The following is a 24,241-nucleotide window of genomic DNA, read 5'->3' on the forward strand; positions in this document are numbered from 1 at the left end:
CATGGCAGATTATCAGGGTAAGAACGTCGTCATCATTGGTCTCGGATTAACCGGGCTTTCCTGCGTGGACTTCTTCCTGGCGCGCGGCGTCACGCCGCGCGTGATGGATACCCGCCAGGCGCCGCCGGGTCTTGATAATCTTCCTGAAACTGTCGAACGCCATCTCGGCTCGTTGAACGATGAGTGGCTGCTGAATGCAGATCTGCTCGTCGCCAGTCCCGGTATGGCATTGGCGCATCCTTCCCTGAGCGCGGCGGCGGACGCAGGCGTAGAGATCATCGGCGATATTGAACTGTTCTGCCGTGAAGCGCAGGCACCGATTGTTGCCATCACCGGTTCGAACGGCAAAAGCACCGTCACCACCCTGGTGGGTGAAATGGCGAAAGCGGCGGGCGTCAGCGTGGGCGTGGGCGGCAATATCGGCCTGCCAGCGTTGATGCTGCTGGATGCGGAAAAAGAACTGTATGTACTGGAGCTTTCCAGCTTCCAACTGGAAACCACGTACAGCCTGCGAGCCAAAGCCGCTACGGTGCTCAACGTGACTGAAGATCATATGGATCGCTATCCCTTTGGTCTTCAGCAATACCGCGCCGCCAAACTGAAGATTTACGAGAATGCCGAAGTCTGCGTGGTCAACGCCGACGATGCCCTGACGATGCCAGTGCGCGGAGCGGACGAGCGCTGCGTGAGTTTCGGCATCGACGTCGGGGATTACCATCTGAACTATCAGCAGGGTGATACCTGGCTGCGGGTGAAAGGCGAGAAGATCCTCAATGCCAAAGAGATGAAAATCGTCGGGCGTCACAACTACACCAATGCCCTGGCGGCGCTGGCGTTAGCCGATGCCGTCGGTCTGCCGCGCTCCAGCAGCCTGAAAGCGCTGACCACCTTTACCGGCCTGGCGCACCGCTTCCAGATGGCTTACGAGCATAACGGCGTGCGCTGGATCAACGATTCCAAAGCCACCAACGTCGGCAGTACCGAAGCGGCGCTGAACGGTTTGCATATTGACGGCACCCTGCATCTGCTGCTGGGCGGCGACGGCAAATCCGCTGACTTTTCTCCGCTCAATCGCTATTTGCAGGGCGATCGTATTCGGCTTTACTGCTTTGGCCGCGATGGTGCGGAACTGGCGGCGCTGCGCCCGGAAGTGGCGGAGCAAACTGCCACCATGGAAGACGCCATGCGCATTATTGCCGGCAAGGTGCAGCCAGGAGATATGGTGCTGCTGTCACCGGCCTGCGCCAGCCTGGATCAGTTTAAAAACTTTGAACAACGCGGCGATGTGTTTACTCGCCTGGCGAAGGAGTTAGGCTGATGCGGTTGTCTTTTCCTCGCCTGCGCGTTCCACGCTTCCCGGGATTCGGTATCCTGGCATGGCTGTTTGTGGCGCTGAAAGGCTGGGTAATGGGGTCCAGGGATAAAGACGCCAATAGCCTCGTGATGTACGACCGCACGCTGCTGTGGTTGACGCTGGGCCTGGCGGCGGTGGGCTTTATTATGGTGACCTCGGCGTCAATGCCCGTTGGGCAACGGCTGGCGGACGATCCGTTCCTGTTCGCCAAGCGTGACGCTATCTATATCTTCCTGGCGTTTATGCTGGCGATGGTCACGCTGCGGATGCCGATGGAAGTCTGGCAGCGCTACAGTGCCGCGCTGCTGATCGCCTCTATCGTGATGCTGCTGATTGTACTGGTCGTGGGTAGCTCGGTTAACGGTGCGTCGCGCTGGATTGCTCTTGGCCCGCTGCGTATCCAGCCCGCGGAATTTTCCAAGCTGTCGCTGTTTTGTTATCTGTCCAACTACCTGGTGCGCAAGGTAGATGAAGTCCGAAACAACCTGCGCGGATTCTTAAAACCGATGGGCGTGATTCTGGTGATGGCGGTGCTGCTGCTTGCTCAGCCTGACCTCGGTACGGTAGTGGTGCTGTTTGTGACTACCCTGGCGATGCTGTTTCTCGCGGGTGCCAAGCTCTGGCAGTTCATCGCCATTATCGGCATGGGTATATCAGCGGTGGTGCTGCTGATCCTCGCGGAGCCTTACCGTATTCGGCGTGTGACCTCGTTCTGGAACCCGTGGGAAGATCCGTTTGGCAGCGGCTATCAGCTAACGCAATCGCTGATGGCGTTTGGCCGTGGCGAACTTTGGGGGCAAGGGTTAGGCAATTCGGTACAAAAACTGGAGTATCTGCCGGAAGCGCACACCGACTTTATCTTCTCGATCATCGGCGAAGAGCTGGGGTATATCGGTGTAGTACTGGCCCTTTTGATGGTATTCTTCGTCGCTTTTCGCGCCATGTCGATTGGCCGCCGCGCTCTGGAGATCGACCAACGTTTTTCCGGGTTCCTGGCGTGTTCCATCGGCATTTGGTTTAGCTTCCAGGCGCTGGTCAACGTCGGGGCGGCGGCGGGGATGTTGCCGACCAAAGGCCTGACGCTGCCGCTGATCAGTTACGGTGGTTCCAGCTTAATTATTATGTCGACCGCGATCATGCTGTTGTTACGGATTGACTACGAAACGCGTCTGGAAAAGGCGCAGGCGTTTACAAGGAGTGCCCGATGAGCGGCCAGACGAAACGGTTAATGGTGATGGCTGGCGGCACCGGGGGACATGTGTTCCCGGGACTGGCCGTGGCGCACCATTTAATGGCCCAGGGCTGGCAGGTGCGTTGGCTGGGAACGGCTGACCGGATGGAAGCGGATTTGGTGCCACGTCACGGCATCGAGATCGATTTTATCCGCATCTCCGGGTTGCGCGGCAAAGGCGTAAAAGCGCTACTACTGGCACCGATGCGTATCTTTAACGCCTGGCGTCAGGCGCGCGCCATCATGAAACGCTATCAGCCGGACGTGGTATTGGGCATGGGCGGTTATGTTTCCGGGCCTGGTGGCCTGGCAGCCTGGTCGCTGGGCATTCCGGTTGTGCTGCACGAGCAGAACGGCATTGCCGGGCTGACCAACAAATGGCTGGCGAAAATTGCCCGCAAAGTGATGCAGGCGTTCCCCGGCGCATTCCCCAATGCGGATGTGGTGGGTAATCCGGTACGTACCGACGTATTGGCGCTGCCGGAGCCGGAACAGCGGCTGGCTGGCCGCGAAGGTCCGGTGCGGGTGTTAGTGGTGGGCGGGTCTCAGGGCGCGCGTATTCTCAACCAGACTATGCCGCAGGTGGCAGGGCGTCTGGGTGAGAAAATCACGCTCTGGCACCAGTGCGGTAAAGGCGCGTTGAACGAGGTGCAGCAGGCTTACGCCGCAGCCGGTCAACCGCAGCATAAAGTAACCGAATTTATTGATGATATGGCGGCGGCCTATAGCTGGGCCGACGTGGTGGTATGCCGCTCCGGGGCATTAACCGTGAGCGAGCTCGCCGCAGCTGGTCTGCCCGCGCTGTTTGTGCCTTTCCAGCACAAAGATCGCCAACAGTACTGGAATGCGCTTCCCCTAGAGAAAGCCGGGGCGGCGAAGATTTTCGAACAGCCACAATTTACCGTCGATGCGGTGAGCGAAACGCTGGCGGGATGGGATCGTCCAACCCTGCTGGCGATGGCAAAGCGGGCGCGCGGTGCGGCCATTGTGGATGCTACTGAACGGGTAGCCAATGAAGTACGCGCCGTTACACAGGCGTAATTCTTGCGGACAACTTTTTGATCCGCGTGATGTTGAGATGTTAAGGCGTTGATGCCAAAGGCTTTAGAAGAATGAATACACAACAACTGGCGAAACTGCGTTCTATCGTGCCCGAGATGCGTCGCGTCCGGCACATTCATTTTGTCGGCATCGGCGGTGCTGGCATGGGCGGTATTGCCGAAGTGCTGGCGAATGAAGGGTATCAAATTAGCGGGTCCGACCTGGCACCCAACCCGGTAACCCAGCAACTGGCTGATTTAGGCGCCACGATTTATTTCAACCATCGCCCCGAAAACGTCAGCGACGCCAGCGTGGTGGTGGTCTCAAGCGCGATTTCCGCGGATAACCCGGAAATCGTCGCGGCCCATGAAGCGCGTATCCCGGTGATCCGCCGCGCGGAAATGCTGGCCGAATTAATGCGTTTTCGTCACGGCATCGCCATTGCCGGGACACACGGTAAAACCACGACCACGGCAATGGTATCCAGTATTTACGCGGAAGCAGGCCTGGACCCGACGTTTGTCAACGGCGGCCTGGTGAAAGCGGCGGGCGTACACGCGCGCCTGGGCCACAGCCGTTACCTGATTGCTGAAGCGGATGAGAGCGACGCGTCGTTCCTGCATCTTCAACCGATGGTCTCTATTGTGACCAATATCGAAGCCGACCATATGGATACCTACCAGGGTGACTTCGAGAACTTAAAACAGACCTTTATTAACTTCCTGCACAACCTGCCGTTTTATGGCCGTGCGGTGATGTGCGTTGACGACCCGGTGATCCGCGAGCTGTTGCCGCGCGTTGGGCGTCAGACCACCACGTATGGCTTTAGCGAAGATGCCGACGTGCGCGTTGAGCAGTATGTGCAGAAAGGCCCGCAGGGCAACTTTATTATCATTCGCCAGGATAAACCGGAGCTGCACGTTACGCTGAATGCGCCGGGCCGCCATAACGCGCTCAACGCCGCCGCAGCGGTGGCGGTTGCGACCGAAGAAGGCATTGAGGATGACGCCATCCTGCGGGCGCTGGAAAGCTTCCAGGGCACCGGTCGTCGCTTTGATTTCCTGGGCGAATTCCCGCTGGCGGCCGTGAACGAGAAACCGGGCACCGCGATGCTGGTGGATGATTACGGTCATCACCCAACAGAAGTGGACGCCACTATTAAAGCGGCGCGGGCAGGCTGGCCGGATAAAAACCTGGTCATGATTTTTCAGCCGCACCGTTATACCCGTACCCGCGATCTGTATGACGACTTCGCCAACGTGCTGTCGCAGGTCGACGCGCTGTTAATGCTGGATGTGTATTCCGCAGGCGAGGCGGCGATCCCCGGTGCGGATAGCCGTTCGCTGTGCCGCACTATTCGTGGGCGCGGCAAAATCGACCCGATTCTGGTTTCCGAGCCGAAACAGGTCGCTGAAATGCTGGCGCCGGTGTTAACCGGCAACGATTTAATTCTGGTGCAGGGCGCCGGGAACATCGGCAAGATTGCTCGCCACCTGGCTGAAGTAAAGTTGCAGCCGCAAACGCGTGAGGATGAGCAACATGGCTGAGAAAATTGCAGTGCTGCTTGGCGGCTTTTCCGCCGAGCGTGAGGTCTCTTTACAGTCCGGCGCAGCGGTGCTGAAAGGGCTGCGCGAAGGTGGCGTTGATGCCTATGCGGTCGATCCGCGCGACACACCGGTTACTACCCTGAAAGAAGAAGGCTTCGATAAAGTCTTTATCGCCCTGCATGGCCGGGGCGGTGAAGACGGGACGTTGCAGGGGCTGCTGGAGTTTATGGATCTGCCGTATACCGGCAGCGGCGTGATGGCTTCGGCGATCACCATGGACAAACAGCGCACAAAATTGCTCTGGAAAGGTGCGGGACTGCCGGTCGCGCCCTGGGTCGGGTTAACGCGTAAAGCGTTCAGCGCTGGGCTTGATGGCGCTACGTGCCAGGCGATTGCGGAACTCGGTTTGCCGTTAATCGTTAAGCCCAGCCGTGAAGGCTCCAGCGTGGGCATGTCGAAAGTCGACACGTCAGAAACCTTGGATGCCGCACTGGCTTTAGCGTTCGAACATGACGAAGAAGTGCTGGTTGAGAAGTGGCTGAGTGGCCCGGAATTTACGGTGGCGATCCTCGGTGAAGAAATTTTACCGTCGATTCGTATTCAACCCGCTGGAACCTTCTATGATTATGAGGCCAAGTATCTCTCTGATGATACTCAATATTTCTGCCCGTCAGGCTTGGAAGCCGATCGTGAAAGTGCGCTGAACGCGCTGGTGCTTCAGGCCTGGAACGCGCTGGGTTGCCAGGGTTGGGGACGGGTTGACGTGATGCTGGATAGCGATGGCGCGTTTTATTTACTGGAAGTGAATACCGCGCCGGGAATGACCAGCCACAGTCTTGTTCCCATGGCGGCGCGCCAGGCGGGACTGAGTTTTTCACAGTTAGTTGTCCGTATTCTGGCATTGGCGGAGTGATATGTCGCAGGCGGCGCTAAACACCCGAAACCGGCCTGAGGAAGTCACGACCTCGAGCCGCAATAATGGAACGCGACTTGCAGGAATATTGTTTCTGCTGGCCGTGTTATGTACCGTGTTTTTTGGCGGTTGGGTGGTATTGGGCTGGATGGAAGACGCGCAGCGTCTTCCTTTATCAAAGCTGGTAGTGACCGGAGACCGGCACTACACGCGCAATGATGATATTCGTCAGTCGATTCTGGCCTTAGGTTCGCCAGGAACGTTTATGACCCAGGACGTCAATATCATTCAGCAGCAAATCGAACGTTTGCCATGGATCAAGCAGGCGAGCGTAAGAAAGCAGTGGCCGGACGAATTGAAGATTCATCTGGTTGAATATGTGCCCATAGCACGTTGGAATGACCAGCACATGATTGACGCGCAGGGAAATGCGTTCAGCGTGCCGGCTTCGCGAACCAGCAAACAGATTTTACCGATGCTGTATGGCCCGGAAGGCAGTGAAAACGAAGTGCTGCAGGGTTATCGCGATATGGGACAAGTGCTGGCGAAGGACAGGTTCACGGTTAAGGAAGCGGCGATGACCGCTCGTCGCTCCTGGCAATTGACGCTGACAAATGACATCAAGCTCAATCTGGGCAGAGGCGATACGATGAAACGTCTGGCGCGGTTTGTAGAACTTTACCCGGTTCTGCAACAGCAGTCGCAGGCTGACGCAAAACGAATCAGTTATGTCGACTTGCGCTACGACTCAGGCGCGGCGGTGGGTTGGATACCCGCGCCAGTTGAAGAACCTAATCAGCAACAGAATCAGGCACAGGCAGAACAACAATGATCAAGGCGACGGACAGAAAACTGGTAGTTGGACTAGAGATCGGGACCGCAAAGGTCGCCGCTTTAGTAGGGGAAGTTCTGCCCGACGGTATGGTCAATATTATTGGCGTCGGGAGTTGCCCCTCCCGTGGCATGGACAAAGGCGGGGTAAACGATCTGGAGTCGGTGGTGAAATGCGTACAGCGCGCCATCGACCAGGCAGAACTGATGGCGGATTGCCAGATTTCTTCGGTGTATCTGGCGCTATCGGGTAAGCACATCAGTTGCCAGAACGAAATCGGTATGGTGCCGATTTCGGAAGAGGAAGTGACCCAGGAAGACGTTGAGAACGTCGTCCATACGGCCAAATCGGTGCGTGTGCGCGATGAACACCGCGTTCTGCATGTCATTCCCCAGGAATATGCCATCGATTATCAGGAAGGCATTAAAAATCCGGTCGGGTTATCGGGCGTACGCATGCAGGCTAAGGTACATTTGATCACCTGCCACAACGATATGGCAAAAAACATTGTCAAAGCGGTTGAACGATGTGGCCTTAAAGTTGACCAACTCATTTTCGCCGGTCTTGCGGCGAGCTATTCGGTGCTGACCGAGGATGAACGTGAACTTGGCGTCTGTGTCGTGGATATCGGCGGTGGTACAATGGATATCGCCGTATATACCGGCGGTGCGCTGCGTCATACCAAAGTGATCCCGTATGCCGGGAACGTGGTGACCAGCGATATCGCCTACGCCTTCGGCACGCCGCCGAGCGATGCCGAGGCGATTAAAGTGCGCCACGGCTGCGCGCTGGGATCGATTGTCGGTAAAGACGAAAGCGTCGAAGTGCCAAGCGTGGGCGGGCGTCCGCCGCGCAGTTTACAGCGTCAAACGCTTGCCGAGGTGATAGAGCCGCGTTATACCGAGTTGCTCAACCTCGTGAATGAAGAAATTTTGCAATTGCAGGAGCAGTTGCGTCAGCAAGGGGTGAAACACCATCTTGCGGCTGGCATCGTCTTAACCGGCGGCGCAGCACAAATTGAAGGCCTCGCCGCCTGTGCGCAACGCGTATTCCATACGCAGGTGCGCATCGGGCAGCCATTGAATATTACCGGTCTTACTGACTATGCTCAGGAGCCTTACTATTCGACGGCGGTAGGCCTGTTGCACTACGGGAAAGAAACCCATCTCAGTGGTGAAACAGAAACGGAAAAACGGACTTCAGTCGGCTCGTGGATTAAACGACTCAACGGTTGGCTGCGAAAAGAGTTTTAATTTTAAAAGAGACTGCTGAGTTTGCGGTCTCAGGCGACAGGCACAAAACGGAGAGAAACTATGTTTGAACCTATGGAACTGACCAATGACGCGGTGATTAAAGTCATCGGCGTCGGCGGTGGCGGTGGTAATGCCGTCGAACACATGGTGCGCGAGCGCATCGAAGGTGTGGAATTCTTCGCGGTAAATACCGATGCCCAGGCATTGCGTAAGACCGCAGTAGGACAGACTATCCAGATTGGTAGCGGGATCACCAAGGGCCTTGGCGCGGGTGCGAATCCTGAAGTGGGCCGTAATGCTGCGGATGAAGACCGCGAAGCGCTGCGCGCTGCCCTGGATGGCGCAGACATGGTGTTTATCGCGGCTGGTATGGGCGGTGGTACGGGTACGGGCGCTGCGCCAGTGGTGGCTGAAGTCGCCAAAGACCTCGGCATTCTGACCGTTGCGGTTGTGACAAAACCATTCAACTTCGAAGGCAAGAAGCGTATGGCCTTCGCAGAGCAGGGGATCACCGAGCTGTCCAAGCACGTGGACTCGCTGATCACTATCCCTAACGACAAATTACTGAAAGTGCTTGGCCGCGGCATCTCTCTGCTGGACGCGTTTGGCGCAGCTAACGATGTACTGAAAGGTGCAGTCCAGGGCATCGCGGAACTGATCACCCGTCCGGGCCTGATGAACGTCGACTTTGCCGACGTGCGTACCGTGATGTCTGAAATGGGTTACGCCATGATGGGCTCCGGCGTGGCAAGCGGTGAAGACCGTGCGGAAGAAGCAGCCGAAATGGCGATCTCCTCTCCGCTGCTGGAAGATATCGATCTGTCCGGCGCACGCGGCGTTCTGGTTAACATCACCGCGGGCTTCGACCTGCGTCTGGATGAGTTTGAAACCGTGGGTAACACCATTCGTGCGTTTGCGTCTGATAACGCCACCGTGGTTATCGGTACGTCCCTTGACCCGGATATGAATGACGAACTGCGCGTAACCGTTGTTGCGACCGGTATCGGCATGGATAAACGCCCGGAAATCACCCTGGTGACTAACAAGCAGACCCAGCAGCCGGTAATGGATCGTTACCAGCAGCACGGTATGGCACCGCTGCAGCAGGAACAAAAACCAGCAGCGAAAGCGGTTAACGACACCACGCCGCAAGTGGCTAAAGAACCGGATTATTTAGATATTCCGGCGTTTTTGCGTAAACAGGCTGACTAAGAATAAACCGGAAGTTGGGGTTCAGCGCTCTTTGTGCTAAACTGCGCTGCCGATTGTGATATACACTCTCGGTTGTATAGGTTATTTGGCGAGATTATACGATGATCAAACAAAGGACTCTTAAACGTATCGTTCAGGCGACTGGCGTCGGTTTACATACCGGCAAGAAAGTCACGCTGACGTTACGCCCTGCGCCGGCAAATACCGGGGTCATCTATCGTCGCACCGACTTGAATCCTCCGGTAGATTTCCCGGCTGATGCCAAATCTGTGCGTGATACCATGCTCTGTACTTGCCTGGTCAACGAGCATGACGTACGGATTTCTACCGTTGAGCACCTGAACGCCGCTTTAGCGGGCCTGGGAATCGACAACATCGTTATCGAAGTTGACGCCCCGGAAATCCCGATTATGGATGGTAGTGCTGCGCCGTTCGTCTATCTACTGCTTGATGCCGGTATCGATGAACTTAAAGTGGCCAAGAAATTTGTTCGCATCAAAGAAACCGTTCGCGTGGAAGACGGTGACAAATGGGCTGAATTCAAGCCGTACAATGGTTTTTCGTTGGACTTCACCATCGATTTTAACCATCCGGCAATTGATGCCAGCACCCAGCGTTACCAGATGAACTTCTCCGCTGATGCGTTTATGCGTCAAATCAGCCGCGCGCGCACCTTTGGTTTTATGCGTGATATCGAGTATCTGCAATCCCGTGGTTTGTGCCTGGGTGGCAGCTTCGATTGTGCCATCGTTGTTGATGATTATCGCGTACTGAACGAAGACGGCCTGCGTTTTGAAGACGAATTTGTTCGTCACAAAATGCTGGATGCCATCGGTGACCTGTTTATGTGCGGCCACAATATTATCGGCGCGTTCACGGCCTATAAATCAGGCCATGCACTGAACAACAAGCTGTTGCAGGCTGTGCTGGCTAAACAGGAAGCGTGGGAATTTGTGACTTTCGAAGACGAAGCAGAAATGCCGCTCGCTTTCAAAGCGCCTTCCATCGTTCTGGCGTAAGACGCACTTCATAATACGGCTGGTTTTTTCTGGTACTCTCTCCGATCAGAAAAGCTGGCCGTTTTTTTATTGTCCTTTTCAAAAAATCTTTTCCGGCTCAATGGGTTTAACTGCCGATTTCTTGTCCGATTCTCTTGCCTTAGCGTCTGATTAGTGCTGTCTGGCTGCGAGAATGATGATAATATTTGTGCGCAAATTTAATGATTAACGAACGACGGAAACATTTCGTCTGTTCTGGTGGGTAACGTGTCTGGACTTTTGACCTGTTGGCGACAAATTGGCAGACGTTTTTTTTGGCCGCATCTCTTGTTGGGGATGGTCGCGGCAAGCCTTGGGCTGCCTGCGTTAAATAACAGCGCCGAACCAGAATTACCCGCTAAAGCCTCGACCCGCAATATTGATAATCAGCAGCCGTTTAATTTTGATACCCTGGCGTTGCAGCAGACGGTTCGTCGCCCTTCGTTTTCCGTGGATTACTGGCATCAACATGCCATTCGCACCGTAATTCGCCACCTGACTTTCGCCATGGCACCGCAAACACTGCCGGTCGCGGAAGAGGTAAAAATCCCCCTTCAGGCACAGCAACTCGCTCTGCTTGATACTCTAAGTACGCTTCTCACGCATGAAACCCAGCCTGCGCGGGTCCTCAGCCTGCTTCCAGCCCAGGCCTGTGCCGATCGGCATTTCGCTGTCAGCCACTGGATAAGCCAGGTTAAAGGCATTCGTGCCGGTCCTCAACGCCTCAGCTAATTCTTCTATACTTCCCTTTTTTTATTTCTTCGCACAGGCGAGGCGTTTGAGATTTTATTATGCTAATCAAATTATTAACTAAAGTTTTCGGTAGCCGTAACGACCGTTCTCTGCGCCGTATGCGCAAAGCCGTCGCAGCAATCAACGCAATGGAACCCGCACTGGAAAAGCTTTCTGATGATGAACTGAAAGCCAAAACCGTTGAATTTCGTGCACGCCTGGAAAAAGGCGAAACCGTTGAAAGCCTGCTGCCTGAAGCCTTCGCGGTAGTGCGCGAAGCCAGTAAGCGCGTATTCGGCATGCGTCACTTCGATGTACAGCTGATGGGCGGCATGGTGCTGAACGATCGCTGCATCGCAGAAATGCGTACCGGTGAAGGTAAAACCCTGACCGCGACCCTGCCTGCTTACCTGAACGCGTTAAGCGGTAAAGGGGTTCACGTGGTCACGGTGAACGACTACCTGGCCCAGCGTGATGCTGAAAATAACCGTCCGCTGTTTGAGTTCCTCGGAATGACCGTTGGCATCAACCTGCCGGGCATGCCGGCCCCGGCGAAACGTGAAGCGTACGCAGCGGATATCACCTACGGCACCAACAATGAATACGGCTTCGACTATCTGCGTGACAACATGGCGTTCAGCCCTGAAGAACGCGTACAACGCAAACTGCACTATGCGCTGGTGGATGAGGTGGACTCCATCCTGATCGATGAAGCGCGTACCCCGCTGATCATCTCCGGCCCGGCGGAAGACAGTTCCGAGCTGTACAAAAAAGTGAACAAAATCATCCCGCATCTGGTGCGTCAGGAAAAAGAAGACTCCGACACTTTCCAGGGCGAAGGCCATTTCTCTGTTGATGAGAAAGCGCGCCAGGTCAACCTGACCGAGCGCGGCCTGGTGCTGATTGAAGAGCTGCTGGTGAATCAGGGCATTATGGAAGAGGGCGAATCACTTTACTCGCCGACCAACATTATGCTGATGCACCACGTGACGGCAGCCCTGCGCGCTCACGCACTCTTTACCCGCGATGTGGACTACATCGTGAAAGACGGTGAAGTCATCATTGTTGATGAGCATACCGGCCGTACTATGCAAGGCCGTCGCTGGTCTGATGGCCTGCATCAGGCGGTAGAAGCCAAAGAAGGCGTGGACATCCAGAACGAGAACCAGACGCTGGCGTCCATCACTTTCCAGAACTACTTCCGTCTGTATGAAAAACTGGCAGGTATGACCGGTACTGCGGATACCGAAGCCTTTGAATTCCGTTCTATCTACAAACTCGACACTATTGTGGTGCCGACTAACCGTCCGATGATCCGTAAGGATATGCCTGACCTGGTCTACATGACCGAGATGGACAAAATCGCCGCGATTATCGAAGACATTAAAGAACGTACCGCTAACGGCCAGCCGGTGCTGGTGGGGACGATTTCGATTGAAAAATCAGAAGTGGTTTCTAACGAATTGACCAAAGCGGGCATCGCGCATAACGTGCTGAACGCCAAATTCCACGCCAACGAAGCGGCCATCGTCGCGCAGGCCGGTTACCCGGCTGCCGTGACCATCGCCACTAACATGGCGGGCCGTGGTACTGATATCGTGCTGGGCGGCAGTTGGCAGGCAGAAGTTGCCGAGCTGGAAGACCCAACGCCGGAACAAATCGCCCAGATTAAAGCCGACTGGCAGGTGCGCCACGAAGCCGTACTGGCGTCCGGCGGTCTGCATATTATCGGTACTGAGCGCCATGAATCCCGTCGTATCGATAACCAGCTGCGCGGCCGTTCTGGCCGTCAGGGCGATGCCGGTTCTTCCCGTTTCTATCTCTCCATGGAAGATGCGCTGATGCGTATTTTCGCCTCGGATCGCGTGTCCGGGATGATGCGTAAACTGGGCATGAAACCGGGCGAAGCCATCGAGCACCCGTGGGTGACTAAAGCTATCGCCAACGCCCAGCGCAAAGTGGAAAGCCGCAACTTTGATATTCGTAAGCAACTGCTGGAATACGATGACGTAGCCAACGATCAGCGCCGTGCGATCTACACCCAGCGTAACGAACTGCTGGATGTATCCGACATCAGCGAAACCGTGAACAGCATCCGTGAAGACGTGTTCAAAGCGACTATCGATGCCCACATCCCGCCGCAGTCTCTGGAAGAGATGTGGGATATCCCGGGTCTCCAGGAACGCCTGAAAAACGACTTCGATCTCGATCTGCCGATTGCCGAGTGGCTGGATAAAGAGCCAGAACTGCACGAAGAAACGCTGCGCGAGCGTATTCTGCAGAGCGCCATCGAGGTTTATCACCGTAAAGAAGAAGTGGTTGGCGCTGAGATGATGCGTCACTTCGAAAAAGGCGTGATGCTGCAAACGCTGGACTCCCTGTGGAAAGAGCACCTGGCGGCGATGGACTACCTGCGTCAGGGCATCCATCTGCGTGGTTATGCGCAAAAAGATCCGAAGCAGGAGTACAAACGCGAGTCGTTCGCGATGTTCGCGACCATGCTGGAATCCCTGAAATATGAAGTCATCAGCACCCTGAGCAAAGTCCAGGTGCGGATGCCGGAAGAAGTGGAAGCAATGGAACAGCAGCGTCGTGAAGAAGCTGAGCGCCTGGCGCAGATGCAGCAGCTCAGCCATCAGGACGATGAAAGCGCGGCGGCAGCAGCGCTGGCGGAACAGAGCGGCGAGCGTAAAGTGGGCCGTAACGATCCGTGCCCGTGCGGCTCCGGTAAGAAATACAAACAGTGTCATGGTCGCCTGAGCTAAATCGGCAACGGCACTAAAACCAAAAGCCCTCGCTGTGAAGCGGGGGCTTTTTTATGAGGCGTTAACCAAGATCAGTCAGCAAGAAACAGCTCAAGCAGGGAATTCAGGAATAGCTTTCCATGCTCGGTGATTTGCCAATATTCCGGCGTCTCCACTAAATAACCGAGGCTCAGCGCCCGATCGATTTGCGGGCGAATGATGTCTTCGTTTAGTCCAGTATAGAGCGTGAATTCCGCGCGCGGTGCGGCTTCCAGCAGCCGGAAGCGGTTCATAAAGAACTCAAACGGCTTATCTGCGTCTTCAACGTGATGCTGCCTGTCGAGATAAGTGCCCTGCATATAGCCGCGCGGATGACGGGTTTTCGCGGTACGTAAAATCCTGCCGTCCGGGAAGGTAATTTTCCCGTGCGCGCCGCAGCCGATCCCTAAGTAATCGCCGAAGCGCCAGTAGTTAAGGTTGTGCTGGCACTGATAGCCCGGCTTCGCATAGGCCGAGGTTTCATACTGCTGATAGCCCGCCGCGCTAAGCAACTGATGCCCCTGCTCGAAGATATCCCACAGGGCGTCGTCGTCCGGTAATACCGGCGGGCGCGAACCAAACATGGTGTTCGGCTCAATAGTCAGTTGGTACCAGGAGAGGTGCGGCGGATTGAGCGCGATGGCCTGACGCAAATCGTCTAACGCCTCATCCAGCGACTGATCCGGCAACCCATGCATCAAATCCAGATTAAAACTGCGCAACCCCAGAGAACTGGCCAGATGCGCGGCACGCTTCGCCTCTTCGGGGCCGTGGATACGCCCCAGACGGGTGAGTTTGGTCTGTTCAAAACTCTGCACGCCGATAGAAATACGGTTCACCCCGGCGCGTTGATAATCGACGAAACGATCCGCCTCCACGGTGCCTGGGTTGGCTTCCATGGTGATTTCCGCATCGGCGCGTAAATCTACGCGCGCCCGCACCCCGTCCAGCAACGTTTGCATCGCCGGGCCGGAGAGCAGGCTGGGCGTACCACCGCCAATGAAAATGGTACTAATTGCCCGTCCCTGAGCCATTGCCGTATCGTTATCCAGATCGGCTAAAAGATGCTGTACATAATCATCGTGCGGCACTTCGCCCTTGAGCGCGTGGGAATTGAAATCGCAGTAAGGGCATTTCTGCACGCACCAGGGAATATGAATATACAGGCTCAGAGGTGGCAAATTAGCCATGTCGCATTGCTTCCAGTAACTGTTTCAACGCCTGTCCACGATGGGAAATGGCGCTTTTTTCTTCGCGGGTCAATTCTGCGGCAGTTTTGCCTTCAGAGGGAACATAAAAAATCGGGTCGTAGCCAAAGCCGCCTTCACCGGCTGGCGCGTGGGTGATTTCGCCCGGCCAGACACCGTGGAACACCAGCGGCGTCGGGTCATCGGCGTGGCGCAGATAAACCAGCACGCAGTGGAACTGCGCCTGACGCTGCCCGTCAGGCACGTCTTTTAACGCTGCCAGCAGCTTTTCCAGGTTCTGGCGATCGCTGGCGTCTACACCCGCATAGCGCGCAGAGTAGATGCCCGGCGCGCCGCCCAACGCGTTTACCGCCAGCCCAGAATCATCGGCGATAGCCGGTAAACCGGTAATGGCCGCCGCATGGCGGGCTTTCAGTATGGCGTTTTCGATAAAGGTCAGGCCGGTTTCTTCCGCTGACTCAACGCCTAACTCGGTCTGCGCGACGATATCCAGGCCAAAATCGCGCAACAACGACGCGAGTTCACGCACTTTACCGGCGTTTCCGGTAGCTAGGACAACTTTTTGCATAGTGAAATCCTGTGATTAAAGCAGTGCCGCTATGGCAGGCGGGATCTGTTGCGGTTCAATAATCATGATGTGTTTGTGACGGCCGGCTTCGCCTTTTTCAATCATCACCTGGCTTTTCGGGACGCGAAACTGTTTGGCGAGGAATTTTACCAGATGCGCATTGGCCTGGCCGTCAACCGGTGGGGCAGTGATGGCGATTTTTAATTCATCGCCATGCAGTCCAACAATTGCGTCGCGGCTGGCCTTCGGCTGAATATACAGCCGAAGCGTTAGCCGGTCCGCAGTGCGTTCCACGGCACTCATAGCGCCATCCACAGCCCCGGCAGCAGCATATTTCCGGTGCTTTGCAGCAGCTCCATCATGCCCATATTCAGCACATACAGAAGTAGTACTAATACCATCGGCGAGAAGTCAATCCCACCCATCGCAGGCAGCATACGGCGGATTGGCGAGAGCAGCGGCTCGGTCAACTGCATTAATACGTACTCGACAGGGCTACGGCCACGGCTGACCCAACTCATTAACGCCATCACCAGCAGCACCCAGAAAACCAGCAGGCCGATGGTTTTAATCAGAATCAGTAGCGCGGCAATCCAGATAATCGGCTGGAAAGTGATGACCATAAACAGCACCATCGACTTAATCAGGCTCAGCACGAACGCCATCACTAATGACGCCGTATCAATCGGGCCCATTGACGGGAGAATACGGCGTAACGGCCCGACGATCGGTTGCGTGGCTTTCACAACAAACTGAGCGAGGGGATTGTAGAAATCGCAACGCGCCCACTGCATCCAGATGCGTAACAGCATCACCATGGTATACAGCTCAAGCGCGGTGGAGATCAGGAAAGTCAACGTCTTCATGGCATTCCTCTGTGGTTATTGTCCTTGATGTGCCTGGTAATTGCGCGCGCCGAAAATGGCGGTGCCGATGCGCACCATCGTGCTACCGGCAGCAATCGCCGCATCCATATCGTCACTCATTCCCAGAGAAAGGGTATCGACGTCAGGGTAGCGATTTTTAAGCGCGTTAAATGCTACAGCCATTTGCTGTGCCACGGCAAACTGCCTTTCATAACTTGACTCAGGCGCGGGGATCGCCATCAGGCCGCGCAGCGTCAGGCCGGGTAATCTCGCCACCTGGCTTGCCAGTTCGTCCAGCTCGGCAAGAGCGATCCCGGATTTACTGTTCTCATCACTAATATTGATTTGAATCAGCACGTTAAGCGGCGGCATTGCTTTTGGGCGCTGGTCGCTGAGCCGGGTGGCGATGCGCAACCTGTCGATGGTATGGCACCAGTCAAAGTGCTCGGCCACCAGGCGGCTTTTGTTGGACTGCAACGGCCCGATAAAATGCCACTGCAACCCGGACACGCCTGCCTCGGCGAAGTGGCGGATTTTCTCCACCCCTTCCTGCACGTAGTTTTCACCAAATGCCCGCTGACCAGCGGCAATGGCTTCTTCGATATCACTCGCAGGTTTTGTTTTACTGACTGCAAGCAACGTAACTTCTTCTGAAGATCTGCCGCAGCGTAACGCAGCCGCTGAGATCTTTGCTTTTATCTGCGCTAAGTTGCGCGCTATGTCACTCATGATCGTCGGGAAGCTGTATGGAAATGGAAGAAATGGTGGCCCTTAGTGTAAAGCATAATGTTTCGGATCTACACCTGTGCAGCGACTTACCGGCGCGATGGCGGCGTAAAGGCGAGCTGGAATGCGCGCCGGAGGGCGCGCCACCGCCCCAGACGCTGCTTCATCAGTGGCTATCGGCTGAGCAGCAGCAGGAATTTACGCGACGGGGCCAGTTAGATTTTGCAGTAACGCTGGCGAACGGCGCACGTTTACGCGCAAATGCGTTCCAACAATCTCAGGGTATTTCGCTGGCGCTGCGTATTCTGCCGCGGTCAGCGCCGGAACTTGACGCTCTCGGCGCGCCGCCGCGCCTGCGAGAATTGCTGGGTACGCAGGATGGGCTGATTTTAGTGACGGGTGCCACAGGCAGTGGCAAATCCACTACCCTGGCGGCGATGGTCAACGAACTTAACAGAACGCTGAGCGGGCATATTCTGACGCTGGAAGATCCCATCGAATATCTCTACGCCAGTGAGAAATGCCTGATCCAACAACGTGAAGTCGGTACCCATTGCGACAGCTTTAGCGCCGGGCTGCGCGGTGCGCTGCGGGAAGATCCTGACGTGATCCTGTTGGGTGAATTGCGTGACAGTGAAACTATCCGGCTGGCATTAACCGCCGCCGAAACCGGCCACCTGGTACTGGCGACGCTGCATACCCGGGGGGCCAGCCAGGCGGTTGAACGGCTGGTGGATGTATTTAGCGCCGAAGAGAAAAACATGATCCGTAGCCAGTTAGCCGGGAGCCTGAAAGCGGTGCTGGCACAAAAGCTGATCCTGACAGCGCAGGGCTCGCGGGCGGCACTGTTTGAACTGCTGATCAATACCTCTGCCGTCGCGAATCTGATCCGCGAAGGCAAAACCCATCAACTGCCCGGCGTGTTACAGACCGGGCAGCAGTATGGAATGCAAACTTTTGAACAGAGCCTGCAAAAGCTGACGACAATGCAGGCATAGAGCGGGAAGCGTTAGCCGTGATTCTCGAAGTAGCTTTCCAGAATAATCACGGCGGAGGCGGAATCGACGCTGCCTTTGTTCAGCGCCCGGAAGCCGCCGCGCTCGAACAAGCCCGCGCGCGCTTCCACGGTGCTCAGGCGCTCGTCCTGCAATTCGACCTTAACACCGAAACGGCCATGCAGGCGGTTGGCGAATTTACGCGCCCGGTCGGTAAGCGGTTGGCTAGTGCCATCCATATTTAACGGCAATCCGACCACCACCAGCTCAGGCTGCCACTCTTTAAGCAGTTTTTCGAGCCGCGTCCAGTCAGGCGTGCCGTCGTTGGCTTTTATCGCCGTGAGCGGGCGCGCGGTGCCGGTGATACGCTGTCCGATAGCCACGCCGATACTTTTGGTGCCGAAGTCAAAGGCCAGTAAGGTTCCGCTCATCAGGCATGCCCCGCCGTACCCGGCATGGTGTGGATATCAATGCCGATAAGCTTCGCCGCCTCGCGCCATCGGTCGGCAATCGGGGTGCGGAACAGAATGTTCATGTCCGCCGGGGCGGTCAGCCAGGAGTTCTCGAGGATCTCGCGCTCCAGTTGGCCTTTTTCCCAGGAGGAGTAGCCCAGCGCGACGATCACTTCTTCAGGCTGGGAATCCGTGCCCAGCGTTTCCAGCACATCACGGGAGGTGGTGATAATGGTGTTATCAGAAATCCGGATGCTGGAATTAAATTTATCCGGCGGCGTGTGGAGAATAAAACCGCGATCTTCGGCCAGCGGTCCGCCGACGAATACCGGTTTATCCAGACGAATCGCCGGGTCGCGCGGTTCGGGAATGATTTTGAGTTTCTGCAGAACGCCGTCCACCTTCAAGTTTTCCAGCGGCTTATTGATGATGAGCCCCATAGCGCCGTCCTCGTTATATTCGCAAATATAAACGACGGCACGGCGGAACAGCGGGTCCTGCAGGCCTGGCATGGCAATAAGAAAGTGATGCTGTAAATTCATATCAGCGGTCTGAATCCCTGGTTAAAAAAACATCTTCGCCCAGTATGCGGGGAAAGTAGTAGTCTGTCACTCCTCGGAGGAGAGCATTACAGAATAGATAAAAAAGGGTGATGCGGGGTCCCTCCCGCACGGGAAATTACTTCGCCAGACGTTTTTCGATGGCGTCCATTAGCATACCGGTAATAGAAATGGGGAACTGCGCTTCGATTTCCCGGATACAGGTTGGGCTGGTGACGTTAATCTCGGTCAGGCGATCGCCGATAATATCTAAACCGACAAAAATCAGCCCCTTAGCTTTGAGCGTTGGGCCGACGCGGCGGGCGATTTCCCAGTCGCTTTCGGTTAACGGACGCGGTTCACCACGGCCGCCCGCCGCCAGGTTGCCACGCGTTTCGCCGCCCTGCGGAATGCGCGCCAGGCAATACGGGACCGGTTCGCCGTCGACAACCAGCACACGCTTATCACCGTCGACAATGGCAGGCAGATAGTTCTGCGCCATGCAGTAGCGGGTGCCCAGTTGGGTCAGCGTTTCAGCAATCACCGACAGGTTCGGGTCGCCTTCTTTTACGCGAAAAATGGAAGTGCCGCCCATGCCGTCGAGCGGTTTCAGAATGATGTCGCCGTGCTCCTGCCAAAAGGTTTTCAGTTGCGCCTTATTGCGGGTCACGAGGGTTTGCGGCGTCAGGTCCGGGAACCAGGCAGTAAACAGCTTCTCGTTACAGTCGCGCAGGCTCTGCGGCTTATTGACGATCAGCGTGCCCTGTTCTTCGGCGCGTTCCAGAATATAGGTGGCGTAGATGAATTCGGTATCGAACGGCGGATCTTTACGCATCAGCACCACGTCCAGATCCGCCAGCGCGATGTCCTGCTCGCCGGTGAAGGCGTACCATTTGTCGTAATTTTGCTCAACGCTCAGCAGACGGGTACGGGCGCGTCCCTGGCCGTTGATCAGATACAGATCGGCCATTTCCATATAATGCAGTTCATAGCCGCGACGTTGGGCTTCCAGAAGCATAGCGAAGCTGCTGTCTTTCTTGATGTTGATGGTTGCGATGGGGTCCATCACAATGCCGAGCTTAATCATTATGTTCTCCTGTGAAGCTGACGCTGAAGGTGTTTGCGAACCTCAACGCCAGGTTTTAACCCAGATCGCCAAAACGCACCTGTAGCGCGGTGATAGCGGTGAGCGCGGTAGTTTCAGTGCGTAAAACGCGTGGTCCCAACAGAATATCAGTAAATTGATGCTCTGCGGTCATGGCAATTTCATCGGCGCTCAACCCGCCTTCAGGGCCGATCAATAACCGCACGCGCTGTACCGGCAGGGGCAGGGTATTGATGCTCTGGCTGGCGCGCGGGTGCAAATTCAGTTTTAGACCGTCGTCAGGTTCGGCGCACCAGGCGTCGAGATCCATCGCCGGACGGATTTCCGGCACCCGATTGCGCCCGCACTGCTCGCAGGCGGCGATGGCGATTTTCTGCCACTGTTGGATTTTTTTGGTTAACCTTTCAGCGTCCAGTTTGACACCGCAGCGCTCGGAAAACAGCGGAGTGATGACGTTAACGCCCAGCTCGATGGATTTCTGGATGGTAAATTCCATCTTCTCGCCGCGCGACAAGACCTGCCCTAAATGCAGATGCAGCGGCGATTCACGGTCATCTTCGGTAGCGTTGAGCACCTGGACCCGTACGCTTTTCTTATCGGCGTGAGTAATGCGGGCGTCGAAAATCTGATTAGAGCCGTCGAACAGTTGCAAAAGCTGGTCCGGCCCCATACGCAGCACGCGGCCTACGTGGTTGGCGGCGTCGTCGCTTAAAGCGGTTTCAGTATTGATGCTGAGGAGCTCAGGGTGATAAATGCGGGGAATGCGCATAACGATAATCCGGTCAAAGGCGTTCCCCCTTACATGAGGGGGGGACGGCAGTTTTCAATGCCCGGTAGTGTAGGTTAGCTCTTTTGGGCCTGGCAAGCCTGCTGAACATAGGGGTTGTGATTGCCCTGCACGCTGGCGATCCGCTCATCGCGCTCGCATTCCCACACGCTTACCGGGTAAAGCTTATTCCAGGCGTTGAATAGCTGGGTTTGCTGACGAGACAGCGTCAGAGAATATTTATCGCGCATATAGAAGTAGGTGCGGGCGATGGCCCCACGTGCGCGTGCTGGCGGCTCGGCTAATTTTTCTTTGAAATCGACTTTCATGGCGCATTGGCCGTACTGGCCCTCACCGCCATTCCATTGGCTGTACATAAAGTTGCCGCGATCGCCGTTTACTTCACCCACAGCAGGCTGCAGGTTGTGCATATCGCTTTCCATGGCGCGATAAACCGGATCTTTGGCGCAGTTTTTCCGGCCGCCGTCCTGCCAGCACTGGCGCTGATGGCCGAATTGCCAGGCGGGCACCACGTGCTCCCATTCGATGCGCGAGGCGCGGTTTTCATTTTTTCGCACTTTATAGCCACAAGATTCCAGATCGGGGATGCCTTTTTTCCCCTGCCAGGTAATCTTGCAGCCGCAATAAAAATCGCCTGGCGCGTTAGCGTTCACTTTTACCCCGGCGGCCTTGGCCTGGGAAAAGTTATTAATCCCCGCGCTGAATGCGCTCCACGAAAAAGCGGCTGCAACGCCTGCAACCGCCAGAATAAATTTGCGAGACATCCCGGACTCCGTGTCAAAACGAGCCCGCACCGTAACCAACGGTGGCGTCAGATTCAATCAGTCAGATCAGAAAATTTCCGGATAACGCGCTAAAAATTACTCGGTTGCCAGTTCCGGTGTGAGTTTCTCGCCGCAGTGTACGCAACGGTACTCGGTTTCGCCACGCAGTACGCGATTATGACGCCGCACGGTAAGCTGATGGAGTTGGCAGCTACAGCGGTAGGGAAAGGTGTTGCGCGCCAGCGAATCCAGCGCGAACTGATGGGTTCGCCGAGCCGGAATGCCCAGCACGCTCTCCATCATCCATTTCCACTCTTTGCCATGAGGTGGAACGCGGCCAAACTGTTTCCACACCAGCAAATGCGCCAGTTCGTGGGGCACCACTTCTTCAACAAACGCCTGAAGGTTTTCCTGTAGCAACGTGGGGTTGAGACGGATTTCATAGCGTTCAAGCCAGGCGGTACCCGCAGCGGTGCCACGCTGTTGGTAGACCAGTTTTGGTTCAGGATAGTCACGGCCAAGATGTTGGTTAGCCCGCGCTAAATTCTCGCGCAGACTGCGCATCACGGCTTGTTGAGTAGCAATAGGGAGACGCAGGGTTTTCATAACGGCAAGGATAGAGGGAAGGGGATAGCGCTGCAACCGAAAGACGCCCCCTCCGCAGAGAGGGCGTAACGATTAATGGTGTGAGCCGATTTCGCGCAGGCGACGGCCTTTCATCAGGTTGCGTTCGATGTGCTCCAGGGAGATGTGTTTGGTCTCCGGCACCAGCCACAGGGTCAACACGATAAAGAACAGGTTCAGGCCAGCGTATACCCAGAAGGTATTGGCGTTGCCCAGCGTATTCAGCATCGTCAGGAAGGTCGCACCAACAATCATATTGGCGATCCAGTTAGTGGCGGTGGAACAGGTGATGCCGAAATCACGGCCTTTCAGTGGCTGGATTTCCGAGCACAGCACCCAAATCAGCGGACCGGCGCTCATGGCGAAGCCTACGATAAACATCAGCAGCATTGCGACGGCAAAATACTGGCCGGTTGCGGTTTCGATACCGACATGCATCTGATAACCCAGAATCCCCATGCCTGTCGCCATTACCAGGAAGCCCAGCACCAGCGTCGGCTTACGGCCCCAGCGGTCTACCAGACCGATAGCGATAAAGGTCGCCAATACGTTGGTTAAACCAACGATCACCGTACCCCACATCTGTTCTTTGGTATTGGCATAGCCCGCCAGTTCAAAGATTTTCGGCGCGTAGTACATGATGACGTTCATCCCGGTGAACTGCTGCATCACCTGCAACAGCACGCCCAAAAAGACCGCACGACGGAAATTGCTGTTGCCTTTAAACAGCGCCCAGCCGCTTTGCTTCACCTTCAGGCTTTCGCGGATCTCTTCCAATTCACGCTTTGCTTCAGCGCTGGAATCACGCAGATGCATCAACACGCGCTCCGCATCGTGGAAGCGACGCTTTGCGGCAAACCAGCGCGGGCTATCGGGAAGGAAGAACACGCCAATCAGCAGCAGCACCGCCGGAAGGGTGATGATCCCCAGCATCCAGCGCCAGGCGCCCGCATCGCTAAAGGCGGTATCAGAAAGATAAGCGGCGAGAATACCGATGGTAATCATCAGTTGATACATAGAAATCATGCTGCCGCGGATTTTTTCCGGGGCGATTTCTGAGAGATACAGTGGGGCAGTGTAAGAGGCGATACCCACAGCCAGGCCGAGCAGCACGCGGGAAACAATTAAGATCTCAACGTTCGGTGCGGCAGCGGAACAGAGCGAACCTACCACAAAAAGCACCGAGCCGATCATCAGGCTTTTTTTACGCCCGAGAGAGGATGACAGCCATCCGCTGCCCACGGCACCCACGGCGGCACCGAACATCATCGAACTTACCACCCATTCCTGCTGGTGCGAGGTGATCTGGAAGTCGTCGGTGATAAACGGTAGCGCGCCCGCAATAACGCCGATATCCAGGCCAAACAGTAACCCCGCCAGTGCAGCCAGAAAGCAGACGAAAAACGTCATACGTCTATTTTTGTTTTTGTCAGGCATCACGCCCTCCCATTGAATTATTGGTTTTATCAATGAAGAAGGTAGGCGGTGAAAGTGTAAAGATATGTGGGAAAATTCGTAATTATGTAATCGCTTCCATTGGTAAGTAGTGAATAAACGGTAACGGAAGTGATTGAATAAATTCAATTGCTGGAATAACCAGGACAGTAACTACTGGGTTTCATTATCCGGTTGGAGTACGATTTCTGCTCTGTTTGCGTTGCTTATACATGGA

24 protein-coding genes are annotated in these 24,241 nt (G+C 55.7%); 12 read left to right on the forward strand and 12 right to left on the reverse strand.

Annotated elements, in window-relative coordinates:
• The first annotated feature begins 1 nt into the window (after position 1).
• The 11 genes from murD (at position 2) to secA (ending at position 13,917) form a co-directional block, all read left to right on the forward strand.
• Positions 2–1,318, forward strand: coding sequence for a UDP-N-acetylmuramoyl-L-alanine--D-glutamate ligase (gene murD, locus RT120_RS05860; protein ID WP_312980618.1), 1,317 nt, complete (start codon positions 2–4; stop codon positions 1,316–1,318).
• Positions 1,318–2,562, forward strand: coding sequence for a cell division protein FtsW (ftsW, locus tag RT120_RS05865; RefSeq protein ID WP_312980620.1), 1,245 nt, complete (start codon positions 1,318–1,320; stop codon positions 2,560–2,562). Before murD ends, ftsW begins: the two co-directional genes overlap by 1 nt.
• Positions 2,559–3,626, forward strand: coding sequence for an undecaprenyldiphospho-muramoylpentapeptide beta-N-acetylglucosaminyltransferase (murG, locus tag RT120_RS05870; RefSeq protein WP_312980622.1), 1,068 nt, complete (start codon positions 2,559–2,561; stop codon positions 3,624–3,626). The genes ftsW and murG overlap by 4 nt, the downstream gene beginning before the upstream one ends.
• Positions 3,627–3,697: 71 nt before the next feature.
• Entirely contained in the window at positions 3,698–5,173 is a 1,476-nt protein-coding gene (gene murC / locus RT120_RS05875; protein WP_312980625.1) for a UDP-N-acetylmuramate--L-alanine ligase, read from the forward strand.
• Positions 5,166–6,086, forward strand: a complete 921-nt coding sequence (locus RT120_RS05880) for a D-alanine--D-alanine ligase (RefSeq protein WP_312980627.1) — start codon at positions 5,166–5,168, stop codon at positions 6,084–6,086. The genes murC and RT120_RS05880 overlap by 8 nt, the downstream gene beginning before the upstream one ends.
• Position 6,087: 1 nt before the next feature.
• Complete coding sequence (ftsQ, locus tag RT120_RS05885; protein WP_312980630.1) at positions 6,088–6,918, forward strand: cell division protein FtsQ; 831 nt, start codon at positions 6,088–6,090, stop codon at positions 6,916–6,918.
• Positions 6,915–8,171, forward strand: a complete 1,257-nt coding sequence (gene ftsA, locus RT120_RS05890) for a cell division protein FtsA (protein WP_002434382.1) — start codon at positions 6,915–6,917, stop codon at positions 8,169–8,171. The genes ftsQ and ftsA overlap by 4 nt, the downstream gene beginning before the upstream one ends.
• A gap of 60 nt (positions 8,172–8,231) precedes the next feature.
• The gene (ftsZ, locus tag RT120_RS05895; protein ID WP_002434383.1) at positions 8,232–9,383 is read left to right on the forward strand and encodes a cell division protein FtsZ; all 1,152 of its coding nucleotides are present in this window, start codon (positions 8,232–8,234) and stop codon (positions 9,381–9,383) included.
• Between the two features lie 101 nt (positions 9,384–9,484).
• On the forward strand, positions 9,485–10,402 hold the full coding sequence (lpxC, locus tag RT120_RS05900) for a UDP-3-O-acyl-N-acetylglucosamine deacetylase (protein ID WP_125293215.1): 918 nt from the start codon (positions 9,485–9,487) through the stop codon (positions 10,400–10,402).
• A 246-nt stretch (positions 10,403–10,648) separates the two neighbouring features.
• Positions 10,649–11,152 (forward strand): secA translation cis-regulator SecM, encoded by a 504-nt coding sequence (gene secM / locus RT120_RS05905; protein WP_312980632.1) that lies wholly within the window; start codon positions 10,649–10,651, stop codon positions 11,150–11,152.
• 59 nt (positions 11,153–11,211) lie between these two features.
• A complete protein-coding gene (gene secA / locus RT120_RS05910) occupies positions 11,212–13,917 on the forward strand; it encodes a preprotein translocase subunit SecA (protein WP_312980634.1) in 2,706 nt (901 codons plus the stop codon).
• A 71-nt stretch (positions 13,918–13,988) separates the two neighbouring features.
• Here the strand turns inward: secA and hemW are convergent, their stop codons facing one another.
• From hemW to RT120_RS05935, 5 genes are read right to left on the reverse strand one after another with little or no spacing between them, the layout of a single operon-like run.
• Entirely contained in the window at positions 13,989–15,125 is a 1,137-nt protein-coding gene (gene hemW / locus RT120_RS05915) for a radical SAM family heme chaperone HemW (RefSeq protein WP_312980637.1), read from the reverse strand.
• Positions 15,118–15,711, reverse strand: coding sequence for an XTP/dITP diphosphatase (locus RT120_RS05920; protein ID WP_312980640.1), 594 nt, complete (start codon positions 15,709–15,711; stop codon positions 15,118–15,120). The genes hemW and RT120_RS05920 overlap by 8 nt, the downstream gene beginning before the upstream one ends.
• A 15-nt stretch (positions 15,712–15,726) precedes the next feature.
• Positions 15,727–16,014: a DUF167 family protein YggU gene (yggU, locus tag RT120_RS05925; RefSeq protein WP_312980642.1), complete on the reverse strand. Its 288-nt coding sequence runs from the start codon at positions 16,012–16,014 to the stop codon at positions 15,727–15,729.
• Positions 16,011–16,577, reverse strand: a complete 567-nt coding sequence (locus RT120_RS05930; protein ID WP_002434390.1) for a YggT family protein — start codon at positions 16,575–16,577, stop codon at positions 16,011–16,013. Before RT120_RS05930 ends, yggU begins: the two co-directional genes overlap by 4 nt.
• Before the next feature lie 15 nt (positions 16,578–16,592).
• Positions 16,593–17,306: a YggS family pyridoxal phosphate-dependent enzyme gene (locus RT120_RS05935; protein WP_312980645.1), complete on the reverse strand. Its 714-nt coding sequence runs from the start codon at positions 17,304–17,306 to the stop codon at positions 16,593–16,595.
• Positions 17,307–17,323: 17 nt separating this feature from the next.
• Here RT120_RS05935 and RT120_RS05940 point away from each other — a divergent pair, with 17 nt between their 5' ends.
• Entirely contained in the window at positions 17,324–18,301 is a 978-nt protein-coding gene (locus RT120_RS05940) for a type IV pilus twitching motility protein PilT (RefSeq protein ID WP_312980647.1), read from the forward strand.
• A gap of 11 nt (positions 18,302–18,312) precedes the next feature.
• On the opposite strand, the gene ruvX is transcribed toward RT120_RS05940, so the two are convergent.
• From ruvX to RT120_RS05975, 7 genes are all read right to left on the reverse strand, one after another.
• Positions 18,313–18,729 (reverse strand): Holliday junction resolvase RuvX, encoded by a 417-nt coding sequence (ruvX, locus tag RT120_RS05945; protein WP_312980650.1) that lies wholly within the window; start codon positions 18,727–18,729, stop codon positions 18,313–18,315.
• A complete protein-coding gene (locus tag RT120_RS05950; protein WP_125293225.1) occupies positions 18,729–19,292 on the reverse strand; it encodes a YqgE/AlgH family protein in 564 nt (187 codons plus the stop codon). Before RT120_RS05950 ends, ruvX begins: the two co-directional genes overlap by 1 nt.
• Before the next feature lie 136 nt (positions 19,293–19,428).
• On the reverse strand, positions 19,429–20,376 hold the full coding sequence (gene gshB, locus RT120_RS05955) for a glutathione synthase (RefSeq protein ID WP_312980652.1): 948 nt from the start codon (positions 20,374–20,376) through the stop codon (positions 19,429–19,431).
• A 55-nt stretch (positions 20,377–20,431) separates the two neighbouring features.
• Positions 20,432–21,163 (reverse strand): 16S rRNA (uracil(1498)-N(3))-methyltransferase, encoded by a 732-nt coding sequence (gene rsmE / locus RT120_RS05960; RefSeq protein ID WP_312980655.1) that lies wholly within the window; start codon positions 21,161–21,163, stop codon positions 20,432–20,434.
• Positions 21,164–21,237: 74 nt separating this feature from the next.
• A complete protein-coding gene (endA, locus tag RT120_RS05965; RefSeq protein ID WP_312980657.1) occupies positions 21,238–21,945 on the reverse strand; it encodes a deoxyribonuclease I in 708 nt (235 codons plus the stop codon).
• Positions 21,946–22,041: 96 nt separating this feature from the next.
• Entirely contained in the window at positions 22,042–22,551 is a 510-nt protein-coding gene (locus RT120_RS05970; protein WP_312980931.1) for a SprT family zinc-dependent metalloprotease, read from the reverse strand.
• A gap of 72 nt (positions 22,552–22,623) precedes the next feature.
• Positions 22,624–24,006 carry a sugar porter family MFS transporter gene (locus RT120_RS05975; RefSeq protein ID WP_312980660.1) on the reverse strand — a complete coding sequence of 461 codons (1,383 nt, stop codon included), beginning with the start codon at positions 24,004–24,006 and terminating at the stop codon, positions 22,624–22,626.
• Positions 24,007–24,241 lie beyond the last annotated feature (235 nt).

The sequence above is a fragment of the Atlantibacter sp. genome (genome assembly GCF_032062175.1).
GTDB lineage: Bacteria > Pseudomonadota > Gammaproteobacteria > Enterobacterales > Enterobacteriaceae > Atlantibacter.

What these genes read in the sequence shown, in the direction of transcription:
- murD (WP_312980618.1), top strand. Translation starts at nt 2, where the DNA reads ATGGCAGATTATCAGGGTAAGAACGTCGTCATCATTGGTCTCGGATTA.
- ftsW (WP_312980620.1), top strand. Translation starts at nt 1,318, where the DNA reads ATGCGGTTGTCTTTTCCTCGCCTGCGCGTTCCACGCTTCCCGGGATTC.
- murG (WP_312980622.1), top strand. Translation starts at nt 2,559, where the DNA reads ATGAGCGGCCAGACGAAACGGTTAATGGTGATGGCTGGCGGCACCGGG.
- murC (WP_312980625.1), top strand. Translation starts at nt 3,698, where the DNA reads ATGAATACACAACAACTGGCGAAACTGCGTTCTATCGTGCCCGAGATG.
- RT120_RS05880 (WP_312980627.1), top strand. Translation starts at nt 5,166, where the DNA reads ATGGCTGAGAAAATTGCAGTGCTGCTTGGCGGCTTTTCCGCCGAGCGT.
- ftsQ (WP_312980630.1), top strand. Translation starts at nt 6,088, where the DNA reads ATGTCGCAGGCGGCGCTAAACACCCGAAACCGGCCTGAGGAAGTCACG.
- ftsA (WP_002434382.1), top strand. Translation starts at nt 6,915, where the DNA reads ATGATCAAGGCGACGGACAGAAAACTGGTAGTTGGACTAGAGATCGGG.
- ftsZ (WP_002434383.1), top strand. Translation starts at nt 8,232, where the DNA reads ATGTTTGAACCTATGGAACTGACCAATGACGCGGTGATTAAAGTCATC.
- lpxC (WP_125293215.1), top strand. Translation starts at nt 9,485, where the DNA reads ATGATCAAACAAAGGACTCTTAAACGTATCGTTCAGGCGACTGGCGTC.
- secA (WP_312980634.1), top strand. Translation starts at nt 11,212, where the DNA reads ATGCTAATCAAATTATTAACTAAAGTTTTCGGTAGCCGTAACGACCGT.
- hemW (WP_312980637.1), bottom strand. Translation starts at nt 15,125, where the DNA reads ATGGCTAATTTGCCACCTCTGAGCCTGTATATTCATATTCCCTGGTGC.
- RT120_RS05920 (WP_312980640.1), bottom strand. Translation starts at nt 15,711, where the DNA reads ATGCAAAAAGTTGTCCTAGCTACCGGAAACGCCGGTAAAGTGCGTGAA.
- yggU (WP_312980642.1), bottom strand. Translation starts at nt 16,014, where the DNA reads ATGAGTGCCGTGGAACGCACTGCGGACCGGCTAACGCTTCGGCTGTAT.
- RT120_RS05930 (WP_002434390.1), bottom strand. Translation starts at nt 16,577, where the DNA reads ATGAAGACGTTGACTTTCCTGATCTCCACCGCGCTTGAGCTGTATACC.
- RT120_RS05935 (WP_312980645.1), bottom strand. Translation starts at nt 17,306, where the DNA reads ATGAGTGACATAGCGCGCAACTTAGCGCAGATAAAAGCAAAGATCTCA.
- RT120_RS05940 (WP_312980647.1), top strand. Translation starts at nt 17,324, where the DNA reads ATGGAAATGGAAGAAATGGTGGCCCTTAGTGTAAAGCATAATGTTTCG.
- ruvX (WP_312980650.1), bottom strand. Translation starts at nt 18,729, where the DNA reads ATGAGCGGAACCTTACTGGCCTTTGACTTCGGCACCAAAAGTATCGGC.
- RT120_RS05950 (WP_125293225.1), bottom strand. Translation starts at nt 19,292, where the DNA reads ATGAATTTACAGCATCACTTTCTTATTGCCATGCCAGGCCTGCAGGAC.
- gshB (WP_312980652.1), bottom strand. Translation starts at nt 20,376, where the DNA reads ATGATTAAGCTCGGCATTGTGATGGACCCCATCGCAACCATCAACATC.
- rsmE (WP_312980655.1), bottom strand. Translation starts at nt 21,163, where the DNA reads ATGCGCATTCCCCGCATTTATCACCCTGAGCTCCTCAGCATCAATACT.
- endA (WP_312980657.1), bottom strand. Translation starts at nt 21,945, where the DNA reads ATGTCTCGCAAATTTATTCTGGCGGTTGCAGGCGTTGCAGCCGCTTTT.
- RT120_RS05970 (WP_312980931.1), bottom strand. Translation starts at nt 22,551, where the DNA reads ATGAAAACCCTGCGTCTCCCTATTGCTACTCAACAAGCCGTGATGCGC.
- RT120_RS05975 (WP_312980660.1), bottom strand. Translation starts at nt 24,006, where the DNA reads ATGCCTGACAAAAACAAAAATAGACGTATGACGTTTTTCGTCTGCTTT.